Raw genomic sequence first — 14160 nt, 5'->3', positions numbered from 1 at the left:
TGATCCTGCCGGTTGCCGACAAGCTGGGTGCCGCAGTCGGCGCCAGCCGCGCAGCCGTCGATGCCGGCTATGCGCCGAACGACTGGCAGGTTGGCCAGACGGGCAAGGTGGTTGCACCGGACCTTTACATCGCGGTCGGTATCTCCGGCGCGATCCAGCATCTGGCAGGCATGAAGGACTCACGCGTCATCGTCGCCATCAACAAGGACGAAGAAGCGCCGATTTTCCAGGTCGCAGATTATGGCCTCGTCGGTGATCTCTTTACCGTCCTGCCAGAGCTGCAGAAAGCGCTTTGATCGACCAGAAAGCGGCGGGCCAGTCCCGCCGCTTTCTGTTTCGGGGGGCTTTGGGCAAGAAAGCGCTGATTTTGCTTTCGCTGAATGAGGGCTGTATCTGTCTCAGGCAGAATTGGTATACTGAAGCATTTCCAGCAAAAGTGCGAAGCGGTTTTGCGTCGGACAATGCGTAGAGACAGAGCATTTCCAGCAAAAGTGCGAAGCGGTTTTGCGTCGGATTATGCGTAAGAACAAAAGTTAGAGCATATGCTCTCGGCCTCGGCTCTGTTGTGGAGCGGCTGAATGAAGGAGTTATGATCGTGGCAATCAAGACGGTAGGGGTGGTCGGCGCAGGACAGATGGGCAGCGGCATTGCTCACGTATGCGCGCTGGCCGGGTTCGATGTGCTTCTTCACGATGCGGCAGCGGACCGGCTGGAAAAGGGCATCGCCACCATCAATGGCAACATGGCGCGCCAGGTTGCATCGGGCAAATTGATGGAAGATCAGCGCGCAGCCGCGATGAAGCTCATCCGTCCGGCAAATTCCATGGAGGATCTGGCGGGCGTCGATCTGGCCATCGAAGCGGCAACGGAAGACGAAACCGTCAAGCGCAAGATCTTCGCGCAGCTTTGTTCGGTTCTGAATCCTGAAGCGATCCTTGCCACCAACACGTCGTCGATCTCGATCACGCGCCTTGCATCCACAACCGATCGCCCGGAGCGGTTCATCGGCATTCACTTCATGAATCCCGTTCCGGTGATGAAGCTTGTCGAACTGGTGCGCGGCATTGCAACGGATGAGGAAACTTTCCGCAAATCGAACGATTTCGTGACCGCGCTTGGCAAGACGATAACTGTTGCCGAAGATTTCCCGGCCTTTATCGTCAACCGTATCCTGTTGCCGATGATCAATGAGGCCATCTACACCCTTTATGAAGGTGTGGGCAGCGTCGAAGCCATCGATACGGCCATGAAGCTTGGCGCCAACCATCCGATGGGACCGCTGCAACTCGCCGATTTCATCGGCCTCGACACCTGTCTCTCCATCATGCAGGTTCTGCACGACGGGCTGGCGGATTCCAAGTACCGGCCATGTCCGCTTCTGGTCAAATATGTCGAAGCTGGTTGGCTCGGACGCAAGGCAGGCCGTGGCTTTTACGATTATCGCGGCGAGCATCCGGTTCCGACGCGCTAAGGCGAACAATTGTTTTCATGGAGAAGGCCGGATCGAACCGGCCTTTTTCAATTGTGGCGACAATTCGGGGGCTGTGGAAAAGCTTCAACATCCTTACCATTAACTTACCCTTAACCATATGAGTTCAGGGCTTATTCATCTTTGATTGTTAAAGTTTTCATTAAGATGTTCGGAAATGAAAAACGTTTCATCGTCCCGGTTGGACGAAGGGCATCCATTCCGAATAGCGTGTTTTTGACGAAGGTTAAGACGATGAGCATTCTTGTTCAGCTGCGTGACAGCGTTAATGTCATCCGTGAGTTCGTCGCACCGAGCTACAGGCCCGAGCGCCATTATATGCGCGGGCCAGGTCCTGCTTGCGCTGCGCGTACGCATCATTGACATGAGCGCCTGAGCTTCCGTTTACCCGGCAAGCGGATTGGCATGAAAAAGTAAAGCCAGAACGGTTGTCCGCTCTGGCTTTTGTTTTTGGCTACCGCACGAGATGCGGCTTATTCCAGGCCTTCGAACAGCGCCGTTGAAAGATAGCGTTCAGCAAAGGACGGAATGATGATGACGATGTTCTTGCCGGCATTTTCAGGCCGCTTGCCGATTTCGACGGCGGCCGTCAGCGCGGCACCGGAAGAAATGCCGACAGGAATGCCTTCAAGGCGGGCCAGCAGGCGTGCATTGGCAAAGGCGTCCTCATTGGAAACCTGAACGATCTCATCATAGATGCTGGTGTCGAGCGTTTTCGGCGCGAAACCTGCTCCGATGCCCTGAATCTTGTGCGGGCCCGGGGTGCCGCCGGAAAGCACAGGTGAATCCTTCGGCTCGACTGCGATCACCTTGAACGATGGCTTGCGCCCCTTGATGACCTGACCGACGCCGGTAATCGTGCCGCCGGTTCCGATACCCGAAATCAGGATATCCGCTTCACCATTGGTGTCGTTCCAGATTTCTTCCGCCGTGGTAAGGCGGTGGATTTCGGGGTTCGCGGGATTTTCGAACTGCTGGGGAATGATTGCGTTCGGATTGCCTTCAGCAATCGCTTCCGCCTCGGCGATGGCGCCCTTCATGCCTTTGGCACCTTCGGTGAGCACCAGTTCCGCACCGAGCAGCTTGAGGAGCTTGCGGCGCTCCACCGACATGGTTTCCGGCATGGTGAGAATGAGGCGATAGCCCTTGGCTGCCGCCGCAAAGGCAAGCGCAATGCCGGTATTGCCGGATGTCGGCTCGACGAAAACCGTCTTGCCAGGCACGGCCCTGCCGTCGCGTTCAAGCGCTTCGATCAGCGCCAGGCCGATGCGGTCCTTTACGCTCGCCAGCGGGTTGAAGAACTCAAGCTTGGCCAGAAGGTTCGCTTTCACGCCCTTTTCCTCGGCAAACTTGTCGATGCGCACCAGAGGCGTATTGCCGATCGTGTCGAGGATTGAATCGTAAATGCGGCCACGGCCTGCGGTTTTACCGGCTTGCGGTTCGTTCAGGGGCTTGTTCATGGCGTGATCTCCCTTTTTGTCACGCGAAGTTTAAGAGGAAACTGCGCAAAAGCATAGTTGAGCATGTGCGCGTGAGGGGACAAGTTTGGAAGTTTATTCTGTATAATCGGGAAAATTAGGAGTAAATTCCATCATAATTGGGAGAGCGCGTATTAGCCTTGAATAATGCTCGATTGATCCGCGTCAATGCACCCCGACCGGGACGCGCGCATCTTCGGGTCTCAGGCAGCCAGGAGAGCACGAATGTACAAGAACATATTGATCGCAACCGATGGATCGGAACTTGCCGAAAAAGGCGTTGACCAGGGCGTGGCGCTTGCGAAGGAAACAGATGCGAAGGTGATCTTCGTTTCCGTGACGGAGCTTTTGCCTTCCTACGGCATTGTCGTCGCAGCGGAATGGGCGTCGAGCCCGGCGGCGTTTCAGGAATATCGCGAGGCTATCACCAAAGCGGCGACGGAAATCCTGTCGAAAGCCAAGGTGAAGGCGACGGAGCTTGGCGTCAGCGCTGAAGCTGTGCATATCGAGAATCAATCACCGGCGCAGGGCATCGTGGAGGCCGCGAAAGCCAGGGATGCCGATCTGATCGTCATTGCATCGCATGGCCGCCGCGGCGTGAACAAATTGCTGCTCGGAAGTCAGGCGGCGGAGGTTCTGTCCCTCAGCACCGTGCCAGTATTGGTCATCAAGTAATCGAGGCATTTCCACCGGACAGGCATCTTTCGGCATTGCAGCGATTTCACCGAACCGCGAAACAACGCAAGAAGATTCCCGAAAACCTCTGTTAAGCTTCTCCTGTCCGAATGCGGACAGGAGGATTTTCTCAAGGAGGTATTCATGACTGCGCCACGGCCTTCAAAGACCATGTTGGGCAATCATCCGCTGCATCCTGAAACGCAGATGCTCAATTATGGCTATGACCCGGAACTTTCCGAAGGAGCGGTCAAGCCGCCGGTTTTCCTGACCTCGACTTTCGTATTCAAGACCGCCGAGGACGGGCGCGATTTCTTCGATTTCGTTTCCGGCCGCAAGGAGCCGCCTGCCGGTGTCGGCGCCGGTCTCGTCTATTCCCGTTTCAATCATCCCAACAGCGAGATCGTTGAAGATCGGCTCGCGGTCTATGAAGGCACCGAAAGCTGCGCGCTGTTTTCATCCGGCATGTCGGCTATTGCCACGACGCTTTTTGCCTTCGTGCGGCCCGGCGATGTCATTTTGCATTCGCAACCGCTTTATGGCGGCACGGAAACGCTCCTTGCAAGAACGTTTCTCAATTTCGGCGTCGAAGCCGTCGCTTTTGCCGATGGTGTGCATGAGTCCTCGATAGAAGAGGCAGCCGAAGAAGCCGTTAGCAAGGGCCGTGTTTCGGTGATACTGATTGAAACGCCAGCAAACCCTACCAACAGTATTGTCGATATTGCCGCCATCCGCCGCGTTGCGGAAAAAATCGAACAAAGGCAGGGGCATCGCCCGATCATCGCCTGCGACAACACCCTGCTTGGGCCCGTCTATCAGAAGCCGCTCGATCACGGCGCCGATCTTTCGGTCTATTCGCTGACCAAATATGTCGGCGGACACTCCGATCTGATCGCCGGGGCGGTGCTGGGGGCCAAGACTGTTGTAAGACAGGTCAAGGCTCTGCGCGGCGCCATCGGTACGCAGCTTGATCCGCATTCATGCTGGATGCTGGGGCGCTCGCTTGAAACGCTTGGACTTCGCATGGAGCGCGCCAACAGCAACGCCCATGCGATCGCGGAATTCCTGCGTGATCATCCGAAGGTGGAGAAGCTGCACTATCTTCCATTCGAGGATGAGAATTCGGATGTTGGAGCATTGTTCAAGCGTCAATGCACCGGTGCCGGGTCGACGTTCTCATTCGATATCAAGGGCGGGCAGGCGGCGGCATTCCGCTTCCTGAATGCGCTGCAGATATTGAAGCTGGCAGTCAGTCTCGGCGGCACGGAATCGCTTGCGAGCCATCCTGCGGCGATGACCCATTCCGGCGTGCCGATTGATGTGCGGGAGCGCATCGGCGTGCTGGAATCGACGATCCGGCTTTCCATCGGCATCGAGCATCCCGACGATCTTATCGCCGACCTCGCCCAAGCGCTCGAAGCGGCGTGATTCATGATGCGAGGGAAAGCAGCGACCGGTTTGTTGCTGCTTTTCTCAGCAGTTAGTCCAAGGAACGCGCGTTTTCGTACGCTTCGAACAGAGAGGAGACGAGAACGCCGTTTATCCGCATACCGGTCAAGTCTGCATCGGTTATATTCGTATGTGCCAAAGTCACGCCGCTTATAGCCAAGCCGCTCATGTTGGCATTCGTAATTGTTGCACCGGTCAGATTGATATTATGAAGGCGCGCCCCTGCCAGATTGACATCGTCGAAATCAGCGTCGCTCAAATTGGTATCGACGAACTTTGACCTGGTCAAAACGGCAAAAAACTTTGAACCGGACAAATCCACGCCATCGAAATTCGAGCCCGACATATCCGCACGTTCATAATGCGCATTCTGCAACTGTGGTCCCTGAAAGGGGTGGGTGTCATCCATGGTGGCGGTTCCTCCTGCGCGAATATCCCAGAAGTGTTAAACGGCACCATCGTTGTCGATATGGAGAGAATAAGCAACTAAAGTTGCCAGAGCGTCCTCTGACAATCTTCTCGATCCCCACTGCTGTGCGCTCAGGCCCGCTACGGAAACTGGTTTCGGATAATTGCTTGTAAGATGGTGCGGGTGGTCGGAATCGAACCGACACTCCTTTCGGAACCGGATTTTGAGTCCGGCGCGTCTACCAGTTCCACCACACCCGCACGTTCCTGCCGAAGCAGTTCGATATGGTCCAAAGGGACAGCGATTTGGGATATACCGGCTAAACGAAACAAGGTCAATTGCTCAAAAGTGCAGCTTTCACCGCTCTTGAGGCCAATGGCTATCAAGGCATGGAAGTGGCGACACACCACCCATCAGGCCGCCTGTCAGCACGGCGGCTCTCGCTCAAAACTTCGTTCCCGCGGCGTTATACGCAACCGGCCTTATGGGTTCGGTGCGGCTGCCAGACAGCCGGCCTGTTTATCTGCGCAGGCTCGCTTCGACCAGATTCCAGAAGACCAGCAGGGCGATGAAGCCCAGCAGGACATAATCCAGCGTGCTGATATAGTGAAAATATTCCATGGCGCATCTCCTTCCCCGGGAGGGCGCGATAGCGTTTGAGCCAGACGGAAGCTTATAATTATCCGGGCTTCAAGCACTTGTTCAAAGTGCCGGATTGCACCGGTGCGGACCTCCTCTTCCGCCTGTCCATGCGCTCTCCCAAAATGAAGTGTATCACGCTTTGCCGTATGGCTCAAATCATTGGTCTGGCTGGCATAATTGACAGTGTTCGTGCGATCCCAGGCATTCTAGTTCGAAGCCGCGACATTGGCTTTCCGGCAACTGGCAAAGCGGTCGAGCGCCGAATCGTAGGCCGAGGTCTTCACGCCCATCATGCCGATGACCGTGTGGAACAGATTATCATGCGAGGCGGGCGCCGCCGCATCCTGTTTTATGCAGGCCGTATCGAGTTTGGTGGCATTCGCATAGTCTGGTGAGAACCACGCGACAAACGGGATATGGGTCTGGACGTCAGGGGCGATGAAATAGGGCGCTGCGTGCAGATAAAGGCCGTCTTCACCCAGCGATTCGCCATGATCGGACATATAGATCATGGCTGGAGCAAAACGGTCTTCGCCGCCTTTCAGGACATTGATGATTTCCGACAATATGTGATCGGTATAGAGGATCGAATTGTCGTAGGCATTGACGATCTCGTCCGTGGTGCAATCGGAAAATTCGCTTGTGCGGCATTCCGGTTTGAACTTGGCGAATTCCGGCGGATAGCGGCGATAGTAGGATGGTCCGTGACTGCCGGTCATATGGAGAACAATCGTGGCATTGCCGCTGACGTCCTTCAGGTGATCGCGCAGTTGGTCGACCAGAATCTGGTCGAGACATTCGCCGCCTTCGCAATATTGCGCATTGTTCGAATTCTGCAGGTCGACCGTCGGTATCCGGTCCGAAACACCCTTGCTTCCCGTGTTGTTTTCGTACCACGAAACCTGCACACCCGCATGATTGAGCAAATCCATCAGATTTTCCGAGCCATGGAACTTTGAGCTGGAATATTCCTTGCGCGGAAAGGGTGAGAACATGCATGGCACGGAAACGGAAGTGTCGGTGCCGCAACTCGTCGTGTTCGTGAAGGTGACGATATCCTGCTGCTTGAGCTCGGGATTGGTTTCCCGCGGATAGCCGTAAAGGCTGAAATTCTTGGCGCGGGCTGTTTCACCCACAACGATGACCGTCAGGAGCTTCTTGCCGGAGGCTGCTGGCGGCAGCGATTGTTTGGCGTCAAGACCTAGCGGCTGCATCACGATCTGCCTGTCGTACAGGTCATGAGCGATATATTGCACCGTGCTCTTGATCGGCGTTCCGGGCATCAATCGTTCCATGATGTCGGAGCGATGTTCGCGATACATCGAGGAAAAGCTGCCATAGTCGGAACCGATCAGCGCGATTGCGACCGCAAGGCAGGCGATGATCGAAACGGTGTTGACCATAAGCTTCTGCAGCAATGGCCGGTGTTTCACGCGGACCCAGATGATGAGAAGCGAGGGAATGACGGCGTAAAGCAGCATATGCAGCAGGAAGCCAGCCGTTACCAGATGGCCCGACTCGGCTTTTGTCGTTGTAAACGTTGCCTCGACCACGTTCCGGTCGATGATCGTGCCGAAAGTATCCGTAAAATAGGACCCGCCGGCGGCGACCCATACCGCGAAAAGGAGAACCGGCTTGATGACATATTTTGCGGAGAAAGCCATCAGCACTGCGATATGGATGAGGAGGATGGCCACCGCCGCGACAACCAGCTTTTGCGGATGATCGGAAAAATAGGTGATCAACCGGTGCCAGAAAGAAGTGTTGGTGAAGGCCAGGAGATAGATCGCGGTCAGGACGCAAAGCGTACCGCTGGCAATGGACGGGCGTGGAAATCGCATTCCTGAACCTTCAAATCCGACTTGGCCGCTACCGGCCGATGAACCATAATGAGGAGCTTCGCAGGGCTTCCGCAAAACCGCAATCGCAACATCTATTGCCCGGTAAATTCGGGGATCGGAGATTCAGGACAGTGATTTCTGGGCTTTTTTAAGGTTGCTTCAATCTGGCCTTATTTTCTTTCGGTGATGCTGCGGATGCGATTGCGCAGGATACGGGCCAGATTGCGGGTCCGCTGATAGACGTGGATCTGCGATGCGGCCTGGCGGACCAGCTTGTCGGTCGCCGGATTGAGCCCGATGACCAGAGTTTCGATCGTTTCACGTGCATCAAACAGGCGCGTCATGACCGGATGGTCAGGCACCGCGCAGGAATCGGTGCGGTTGATGTTGGGATCGTTGAGATGGTTCTTCACGACTTCGATCATCAGAAGCACGCCGGGCGACCAGGCGTTCAGGCTCTCGTCATAGGCCGTCTTCCAGGTCCAGGCTTCCCCTGAAACCGTGAAGACGATCAGAATGGCGATGACCCGCCCGTCCAGTTCAAGTGTGTGCACGCGCACGCAGTCACGCTCGGCCAGATTGTTCACCGCCTCGCGGGCGAAGGCGGCACGAAACCGGTCGACGGCCATGGCGGTGCCACGCTTGCCCTTCCAGCCGCTCGCCTCAAGGGTCAGGAAATGTTCGAACGCATGGCGCACTTCGTCAGGCGTGCGGGCGACGCGATAGGCAAGTTCACCCTTTTCCGCCAGCCTGCGCCACAAGCGATTATAGTCCCGCCTATGATGTGAGCCGATGGCTTGTCTGATATAGGCGTCGCCATCCAGATCGCTTTCAAGAAATGGACGCTCTTTCTGCTCAATGGCCACCAGGGGCAATTGCCGGCCTACTGCGACCGAACGGATCAGCCTTGCCGCCGGGCCGTCGGCCCGCATTTCCGGCAGGACGAGCACGTCGGGCATCTTGAGGTGCCTGCGTGCCAGAATGTCGAACAGGTCCTCCAGCACGCCGACCGGGTCGTCCTGATCGATCAGCGGCGTGCCCTGCGGCCCGAACGGCGTCGACCAGGCACGGATGACGGGCGTTGAAAGCGGCAGTCCGGGACGCTCGATCGTGTAGGGCATGACGAAGCGAAGGCGGCTGCGGATTTCGTTCTCGTCGCGCATGACCATGAAGCGCACTTCCCGATCTTCCAGGCGCGGCATGGCAGGCGCCAGAAACCGCGCATTGAAGAAGACGTTCGGTTCGACCGTGCGGTTACTCAGGTGATCGAGTTCATCGCGCAGTTCAAAGCCCGCGGCCGCGCCATAGATCGCCAGCTTGCGCGGTATGTCGCGGCTGTGCAGGCTCTCCTCAATCTTCTTGATGGCTTCATGCGCCACGCCGCTCTCGGATAGTTCCGAAACGATGTGGGCGGCATTTCCGCCTGCCGATTCTTCGAGCAAAGGTTTCGCGGCCATTACGAAGTTCCCTCCGAGGTCTTGGCACGGTCTCGTGGAATGAGAATGAACATGGTTATGTGCAGGGTGCGTGACACTGCGGTCGAGAGAAGCGCGGCCTCCATCAGCATGGCGATGGCGGTCGAGACGGCAGCGCCCGTCAGGCCGAACTGCGGTATCAGCACCAGATTGAGAATGACATTGACGGCAAGTGTCGCGGCATAGAGGAGCGCGCAGATATTCTGCTTCCCCGACATATTGAGGAGGCTTTCCGCCGGGCCAACGCTGGCGCGCGCGATCACCCCGACGATGAGGATGAACAGAAGCGGATAGCCGGCGGTAAAGACGGGACCGAAAAGCCGCAGAAGCGGATAGCCCATCAGCAGGATGATGATGCCGAGAAACAGCGTCGGCCAGAATGTCCAGCGAACGGATGCTTCGGCAAAGCTTGCAAAAGCGGCGCGGTCGCCGCTGTGAAGCAGGTCGGAATAACGCTGGGCGACGCTGGCCTTGACGGCAAAATAAACGAAATGGGCGAGCGCCATGATCTTCGTCGCTGCAAAATAGATCGCCACATGCTCGGGATCGAGTGCATGGCCGACCATCAGAACATCGACATTGATGAGGAGGAAGAAAAAACCCTCCACCAGAAAAATCGGCAGGGAGACTTTGATCCACTCGCCAAAATGCTGCTCATTCGCTGCGGCGGGGATATCGTTTTTCAACGAACGGTCAACCGTCAGCAATTGGCCGATGGTCGTTATCCATGTCGCCGCGATCGACAGAGCCAGGGCGATGGTCGCGGTGGAGGGCAGCCCGGCCTGGTGCGCGATGACCATGAACAGGAGAACCAGGATCGGACGGACGATATAGCTTGGCGTCAGCGCCATCATGACCCAGGTGCGCGAGCGCGCAATGCCGTCCAGCATATTGCCGAGCGCAATCATCGGCAAACAGATGAAACCGAGGATGAATGGCACGAGATAATAGCTCGCAACATGGTCCTTGAGCAGAAGCAGCAGGATCGTCCCCAGAAGCGCGATGAGTGTGGCGGCTGTGAAAGCAAAAACGCGTCCGGTGGCTATAATGCCCCGTACTAGGCCGAATGACTGGCGCTGCACATATTCCGGCACGAAACGGATGATGGTCGTATGCAGTCCGAAACAGGCCAGATCGCCCATGATGATCATGGCCAGCCAGACGAGAACGAAAACGCCGTATTCAAATTCGCCCATCCAGCGCGCCAGAATGACCTGAGACACAAGAGCAATGCCGGCGCTTGCCACGCGCACCGAAAAGGCGACGAGGGAAGAGCGCTGTGCGCTGGCCTGCGGTCCGCTATCCGTAAGCACGGCATCCAGCCGCTCCGTCACGGGACGAAGCCTGGCCGCGATCCTGCCGGGTAAGAACCGGCTCGCCGTTTCAGCTGCCGAAAACCGCACTATTTGCCAACCCTGTCTTTGCAGGTCTCTTCGGGCCTGCTTGTTATGCGCCGGACAAGCCGGCTTTTCACGCCTGTGCTTTGCTGCCTGCGACACGCAGGGAAACCTTAGACAGGACTTCTTTATAAAGAGAAAAAGAAAAAGTCTAATCTTCCGAAGGTCGGAAGACTTCAAGGAATGGTGAGTATTTTCTAAACGGTATCTATATTTGAATCATCTAAAATGAAACAAGCATAGAACTGCTCGTGAACCGCAGCGATATGCATTGCCGCTGAAACAATAAACCCCGGCAATAGGCTTGCCGGGGTTCATGAATTGGAGAAGGCGGGAAGCCTTGGCTCACATCACTCGAAAGCGCCGTGGCAGTGCTTGTATTTCTTGCCAGAGCCGCAAGGGCAGGCTTCGTTGCGGCTGACCTTGCCCCATGTGCGTGGATCGGCTGGATCGCGTTCGGCGGCAGGCACGTTGCGGTCGTCATGCTGGTGTTCCGCCCAGGCCGCTTCGTCGAAATCGTTTTCGCCGGTCGTGCCGTCGATATGACGACCGGTCATCGGCGGCAATTCCGGCTCAGGCGGCGCTTCGCGAACGATCTCGACGCGCATAAGCTGCGAGATGACCACTTCGCGCAGATTGGCCAGCATCGACTGGAACAGTTCGAACGCTTCGGTCTTGTATTCGTTCAGCGGGTCGCGCTGGGCGTAACCGCGGAAACCGACGACCGAACGCAGATGGTCGAGATTGACCAGATGCTCGCGCCAGAGATTATCCAGCGACTGCATGATGACCGACTTCTCGACATAGGTCATGATCTGCGGGCCGAAGCGTTCGGCCTTTTCGGCAGCAGCCTTGTCGGCGGCTTCCTTGATGCGGTTCTCGAACTCTTCTTCCGCGATGCCTTCTTCCTTGGCCCAATCCTCCACCGGCAGGTCGAGATTGAGCTTGGAGATGATGTCCTCCTTTAGCCCGGCGATATCCCACTTTTCCGCATAAGCGTCCTTGGGGATGCGCAGGGCGACCATGTCCTCGATGACCTCATGACGCATTTCGCCGACGGTCTCGGTCAGGTCTTCTTCATCCATCATTTCCAGACGCTGTTCAAAGATCACCTTGCGCTGATCGTTCATCACGTCATCGTATTTCAGAAGGTTCTTGCGGATTTCGAAGTTGCGCGCTTCGACCTTCTTCTGCGCCTTTTCAAGCGCCTTGTTGATCCAGGGATGGACGATGGCTTCGTCTTCCTTGAGGCCGAGCTTCTGCAACATGCTGTCCATGCGGTCGGAACCGAAGATGCGCATCAGGTCGTCCTGCAGCGACAGGAAGAACTTTGAGCGGCCCGGATCGCCCTGACGGCCCGAACGGCCGCGCAGCTGGTTGTCGATGCGGCGGCTTTCGTGGCGTTCTGTCGCCAGAACGTAAAGCCCGCCCGCGGCCAGGGCTTTTTCCTTCAATTGCGCGATGTCGGCCTTGATTGCAGCAATTTTCGCCTCGCGCTCGGGACCTTCCGGCACGTCGGAGAGTTCCTGACGGACGCGCATTTCCAGATTGCCACCGAGCTGAATATCGGTACCGCGACCGGCCATGTTGGTGGCGATGGTGATCGTTCCCGGCACGCCGGCCTGCGCGATGATATAGGCTTCCTGCTCGTGATAGCGGGCGTTCAGGACCTGGAATTCCTTGATGCCTTCCTTGCGAAGGCGTTCTGCCAGCTGTTCCGACTTTTCGATCGAGGTCGTGCCGACGAGGATCGGCTGTCCCTTTTCGTGCGAGGCGCGGATATCGCGCACGATGGCGCGGTATTTTTCTTCGACGGTGCGATAGACTTCATCGTCTTCGTCGATACGCTGCACCGGCAGATTGGTCGGAATCTCGAGCACTTCGAGGCCGTAAATATTGCCGAATTCTTCCGCTTCCGTCGCAGCCGTGCCGGTCATGCCCGACAGCTTGTTGTACATGCGGAAGTAGTTCTGGAACGTGATCGAGGCCAGAGTCTGGTTTTCCGGCTGGATGGTCACGTGTTCCTTGGCTTCCAGTGCCTGGTGCAGACCTTCCGAATAGCGGCGGCCCGGCATCATGCGGCCGGTAAATTCGTCGATGATGACGATCTCGTCATTGCGGACGATGTAGTCCTTATCGCGCTGGAACAGCTTGTGGGCGCGGAGCGCATTGTTCAGATGGTGAACGACCGCGACATTCTCGATGTCGTAGAGGCTTTCACCCTTGAGGTGGCCCGCAGCTTCCAGAAGCTGTTCAACCTTCTCTGTACCAACTTCGGTGAAGATGGCGGTCTTCTGCTTCTCGTCGATTTCAAAATCTTCCGGCTCAAGGGCTGGAATGAAGGTGTCGATGAGATTGTAGAAATCCGAACGGTCTTCCAGCGGGCCGGAAATGATGAGCGGCGTGCGCGCCTCGTCGATGAGGATCGAGTCCACTTCGTCGACGATGGCGTAATTGTGCGGGCGCTGCACCATCTGGGCGCGCTCATACTTCATGTTGTCACGCAGATAGTCGAAGCCCAACTCATTGTTGGTGCCATAGGTGATGTCGCAGGCATAGGCCGCGCGGCGCTCATCGTCGTCGAGACCGTGCTTGATGACGCCGACGGTCAGGCCGAGGAAGTTATAGAGCCTGCCCATGGTTTCAGCGTCGCGGCTGGCGAGGTAGTCGTTGACCGTCACCACATGCACGCCCTTGCCCTCAAGCGCGTTGAGGTAGACCGGCAGCGTTGCCATCAGGGTCTTGCCTTCACCGGTACGCATTTCGGCGATGCCGCGCTCGTGCAGAACCATGCCGCCGATCAGCTGCACGTCGAACGGGCGCATGCCGAGCACACGCTTCGCGGCCTCACGCGCGGTCGCAAAAGCGTCGGGCAAAATGGAGTCGAGCGTTTTGCCACCAGCCAGCGCCGCGCGAAATTCCGCGGTCTTGGCCTGCAGTTGCTCATCGGTAAGATTTTCGTAATTCTTCTCGATAGCAGTAATTTGATTGGCCCGCTGGCGCAGGATTTTCACGCGGCGGTCGTTGGATGAACCGAATATCTTGCGGGCGAGGCCGCCAAAGCTGACCATCACTGGTCCTTTCCTGTCCGTTCAGCCGGAAGCGCTTCCGGCAATGTCGAATGCTTTATTCACGCGTATTGAAACAATTGCAAGAAAACTGCGCTGCGAAAGCTGCCAGATACGGCGCATTTCCGGCGCAATTCCCCCGCCCCTTACTGGACGTAAAGCCGAAGGACAGATAAGAGGGGCTTCGGGCGATGTCAACGTTGCTCTAAAGGCTGGAAAACCTTTCCTTTGTCGTAA

Annotated in this window: 10 protein-coding genes and 1 tRNA gene; 4 read left to right on the top strand and 7 right to left on the bottom strand. The window is 56.8% G+C overall.

Annotation, left to right across the window (positions count from 1 at the left end):
* Nucleotides 1–296, top strand: a 296-nt coding sequence (locus ACS5UA_RS21205; RefSeq protein WP_443101766.1) for an electron transfer flavoprotein subunit alpha/FixB family protein, incomplete at its 5' end; no start/stop codon positions are given.
* Nucleotides 297–595: 299 nt separating this feature from the next.
* A complete protein-coding gene (locus ACS5UA_RS21200; RefSeq protein WP_253177559.1) occupies nucleotides 596–1471 on the top strand; it encodes a 3-hydroxybutyryl-CoA dehydrogenase in 876 nt (291 codons plus the stop codon).
* A gap of 491 nt (nucleotides 1472–1962) precedes the next feature.
* On the opposite strand, the gene cysK is transcribed toward ACS5UA_RS21200, so the two are convergent.
* Nucleotides 1963–2949 (bottom strand): cysteine synthase A, encoded by a 987-nt coding sequence (gene cysK, locus ACS5UA_RS21195; protein WP_006467904.1) that lies wholly within the window; start codon nucleotides 2947–2949, stop codon nucleotides 1963–1965.
* Nucleotides 2950–3192: 243 nt separating this feature from the next.
* On the opposite strand from cysK, the gene ACS5UA_RS21190 reads away from it, so the two are divergent.
* Together ACS5UA_RS21190 and ACS5UA_RS21185 are read left to right on the top strand one after the other, a co-directional pair.
* Nucleotides 3193–3642 carry a universal stress protein gene (locus ACS5UA_RS21190; protein ID WP_253177558.1) on the top strand — a complete coding sequence of 150 codons (450 nt, stop codon included), beginning with the start codon at nucleotides 3193–3195 and terminating at the stop codon, nucleotides 3640–3642.
* Between the two features lie 144 nt (nucleotides 3643–3786).
* Nucleotides 3787–5070 carry a cystathionine gamma-synthase family protein gene (locus ACS5UA_RS21185; protein ID WP_253177557.1) on the top strand — a complete coding sequence of 428 codons (1284 nt, stop codon included), beginning with the start codon at nucleotides 3787–3789 and terminating at the stop codon, nucleotides 5068–5070.
* Between the two features lie 52 nt (nucleotides 5071–5122).
* Here the strand turns inward: ACS5UA_RS21185 and ACS5UA_RS21180 are convergent, their stop codons facing one another.
* The 6 genes from ACS5UA_RS21180 to secA all read right to left on the bottom strand — a co-directional run bounded on the left by ACS5UA_RS21180 (nucleotide 5123) and on the right by secA (nucleotide 13926).
* Nucleotides 5123–5500, bottom strand: coding sequence for a pentapeptide repeat-containing protein (locus tag ACS5UA_RS21180; RefSeq protein WP_063620376.1), 378 nt, complete (start codon nucleotides 5498–5500; stop codon nucleotides 5123–5125).
* A 175-nt stretch (nucleotides 5501–5675) separates the two neighbouring features.
* A tRNA-Leu gene (locus ACS5UA_RS21175) sits at nucleotides 5676–5760 on the bottom strand.
* Nucleotides 5761–6348: 588 nt separating this feature from the next.
* A complete protein-coding gene (locus ACS5UA_RS21170) occupies nucleotides 6349–7983 on the bottom strand; it encodes a phosphoethanolamine transferase (protein ID WP_253177556.1) in 1635 nt (544 codons plus the stop codon).
* A gap of 170 nt (nucleotides 7984–8153) precedes the next feature.
* The gene (bspF, locus tag ACS5UA_RS21165) at nucleotides 8154–9440 is read right to left on the bottom strand and encodes a type IV secretion system effector crotonyl transferase BspF (protein ID WP_273772011.1); all 1287 of its coding nucleotides are present in this window, start codon (nucleotides 9438–9440) and stop codon (nucleotides 8154–8156) included.
* Complete coding sequence (locus ACS5UA_RS21160) at nucleotides 9440–10861, bottom strand: lipopolysaccharide biosynthesis protein (RefSeq protein WP_253177555.1); 1422 nt, start codon at nucleotides 10859–10861, stop codon at nucleotides 9440–9442. The genes bspF and ACS5UA_RS21160 overlap by 1 nt, the downstream gene beginning before the upstream one ends.
* Nucleotides 10862–11205: 344 nt before the next feature.
* A complete protein-coding gene (secA, locus tag ACS5UA_RS21155) occupies nucleotides 11206–13926 on the bottom strand; it encodes a preprotein translocase subunit SecA (RefSeq protein WP_100647449.1) in 2721 nt (906 codons plus the stop codon).
* Between the last annotated feature and the right edge of the window lie 234 nt (nucleotides 13927–14160).

Source organism: Brucella sp. RRSP16 (genome assembly GCF_052246815.1).
Classification (GTDB): Bacteria; Pseudomonadota; Alphaproteobacteria; order Rhizobiales; family Rhizobiaceae; genus Brucella; species Brucella intermedia.
This window is presented reverse-complemented; position numbering and strand designations above follow the sequence as displayed.

What these genes read in the sequence shown, in the direction of transcription:
- cysK (WP_006467904.1), bottom strand. Translation starts at nt 2,949, where the DNA reads ATGAACAAGCCCCTGAACGAACCGCAAGCCGGTAAAACCGCAGGCCGT.
- ACS5UA_RS21190 (WP_253177558.1), top strand. Translation starts at nt 3,193, where the DNA reads ATGTACAAGAACATATTGATCGCAACCGATGGATCGGAACTTGCCGAA.
- ACS5UA_RS21185 (WP_253177557.1), top strand. Translation starts at nt 3,787, where the DNA reads ATGACTGCGCCACGGCCTTCAAAGACCATGTTGGGCAATCATCCGCTG.
- ACS5UA_RS21180 (WP_063620376.1), bottom strand. Translation starts at nt 5,500, where the DNA reads ATGGATGACACCCACCCCTTTCAGGGACCACAGTTGCAGAATGCGCAT.
- ACS5UA_RS21170 (WP_253177556.1), bottom strand. Translation starts at nt 7,983, where the DNA reads ATGCGATTTCCACGCCCGTCCATTGCCAGCGGTACGCTTTGCGTCCTG.
- bspF (WP_273772011.1), bottom strand. Translation starts at nt 9,440, where the DNA reads ATGGCCGCGAAACCTTTGCTCGAAGAATCGGCAGGCGGAAATGCCGCC.
- secA (WP_100647449.1), bottom strand. Translation starts at nt 13,926, where the DNA reads ATGGTCAGCTTTGGCGGCCTCGCCCGCAAGATATTCGGTTCATCCAAC.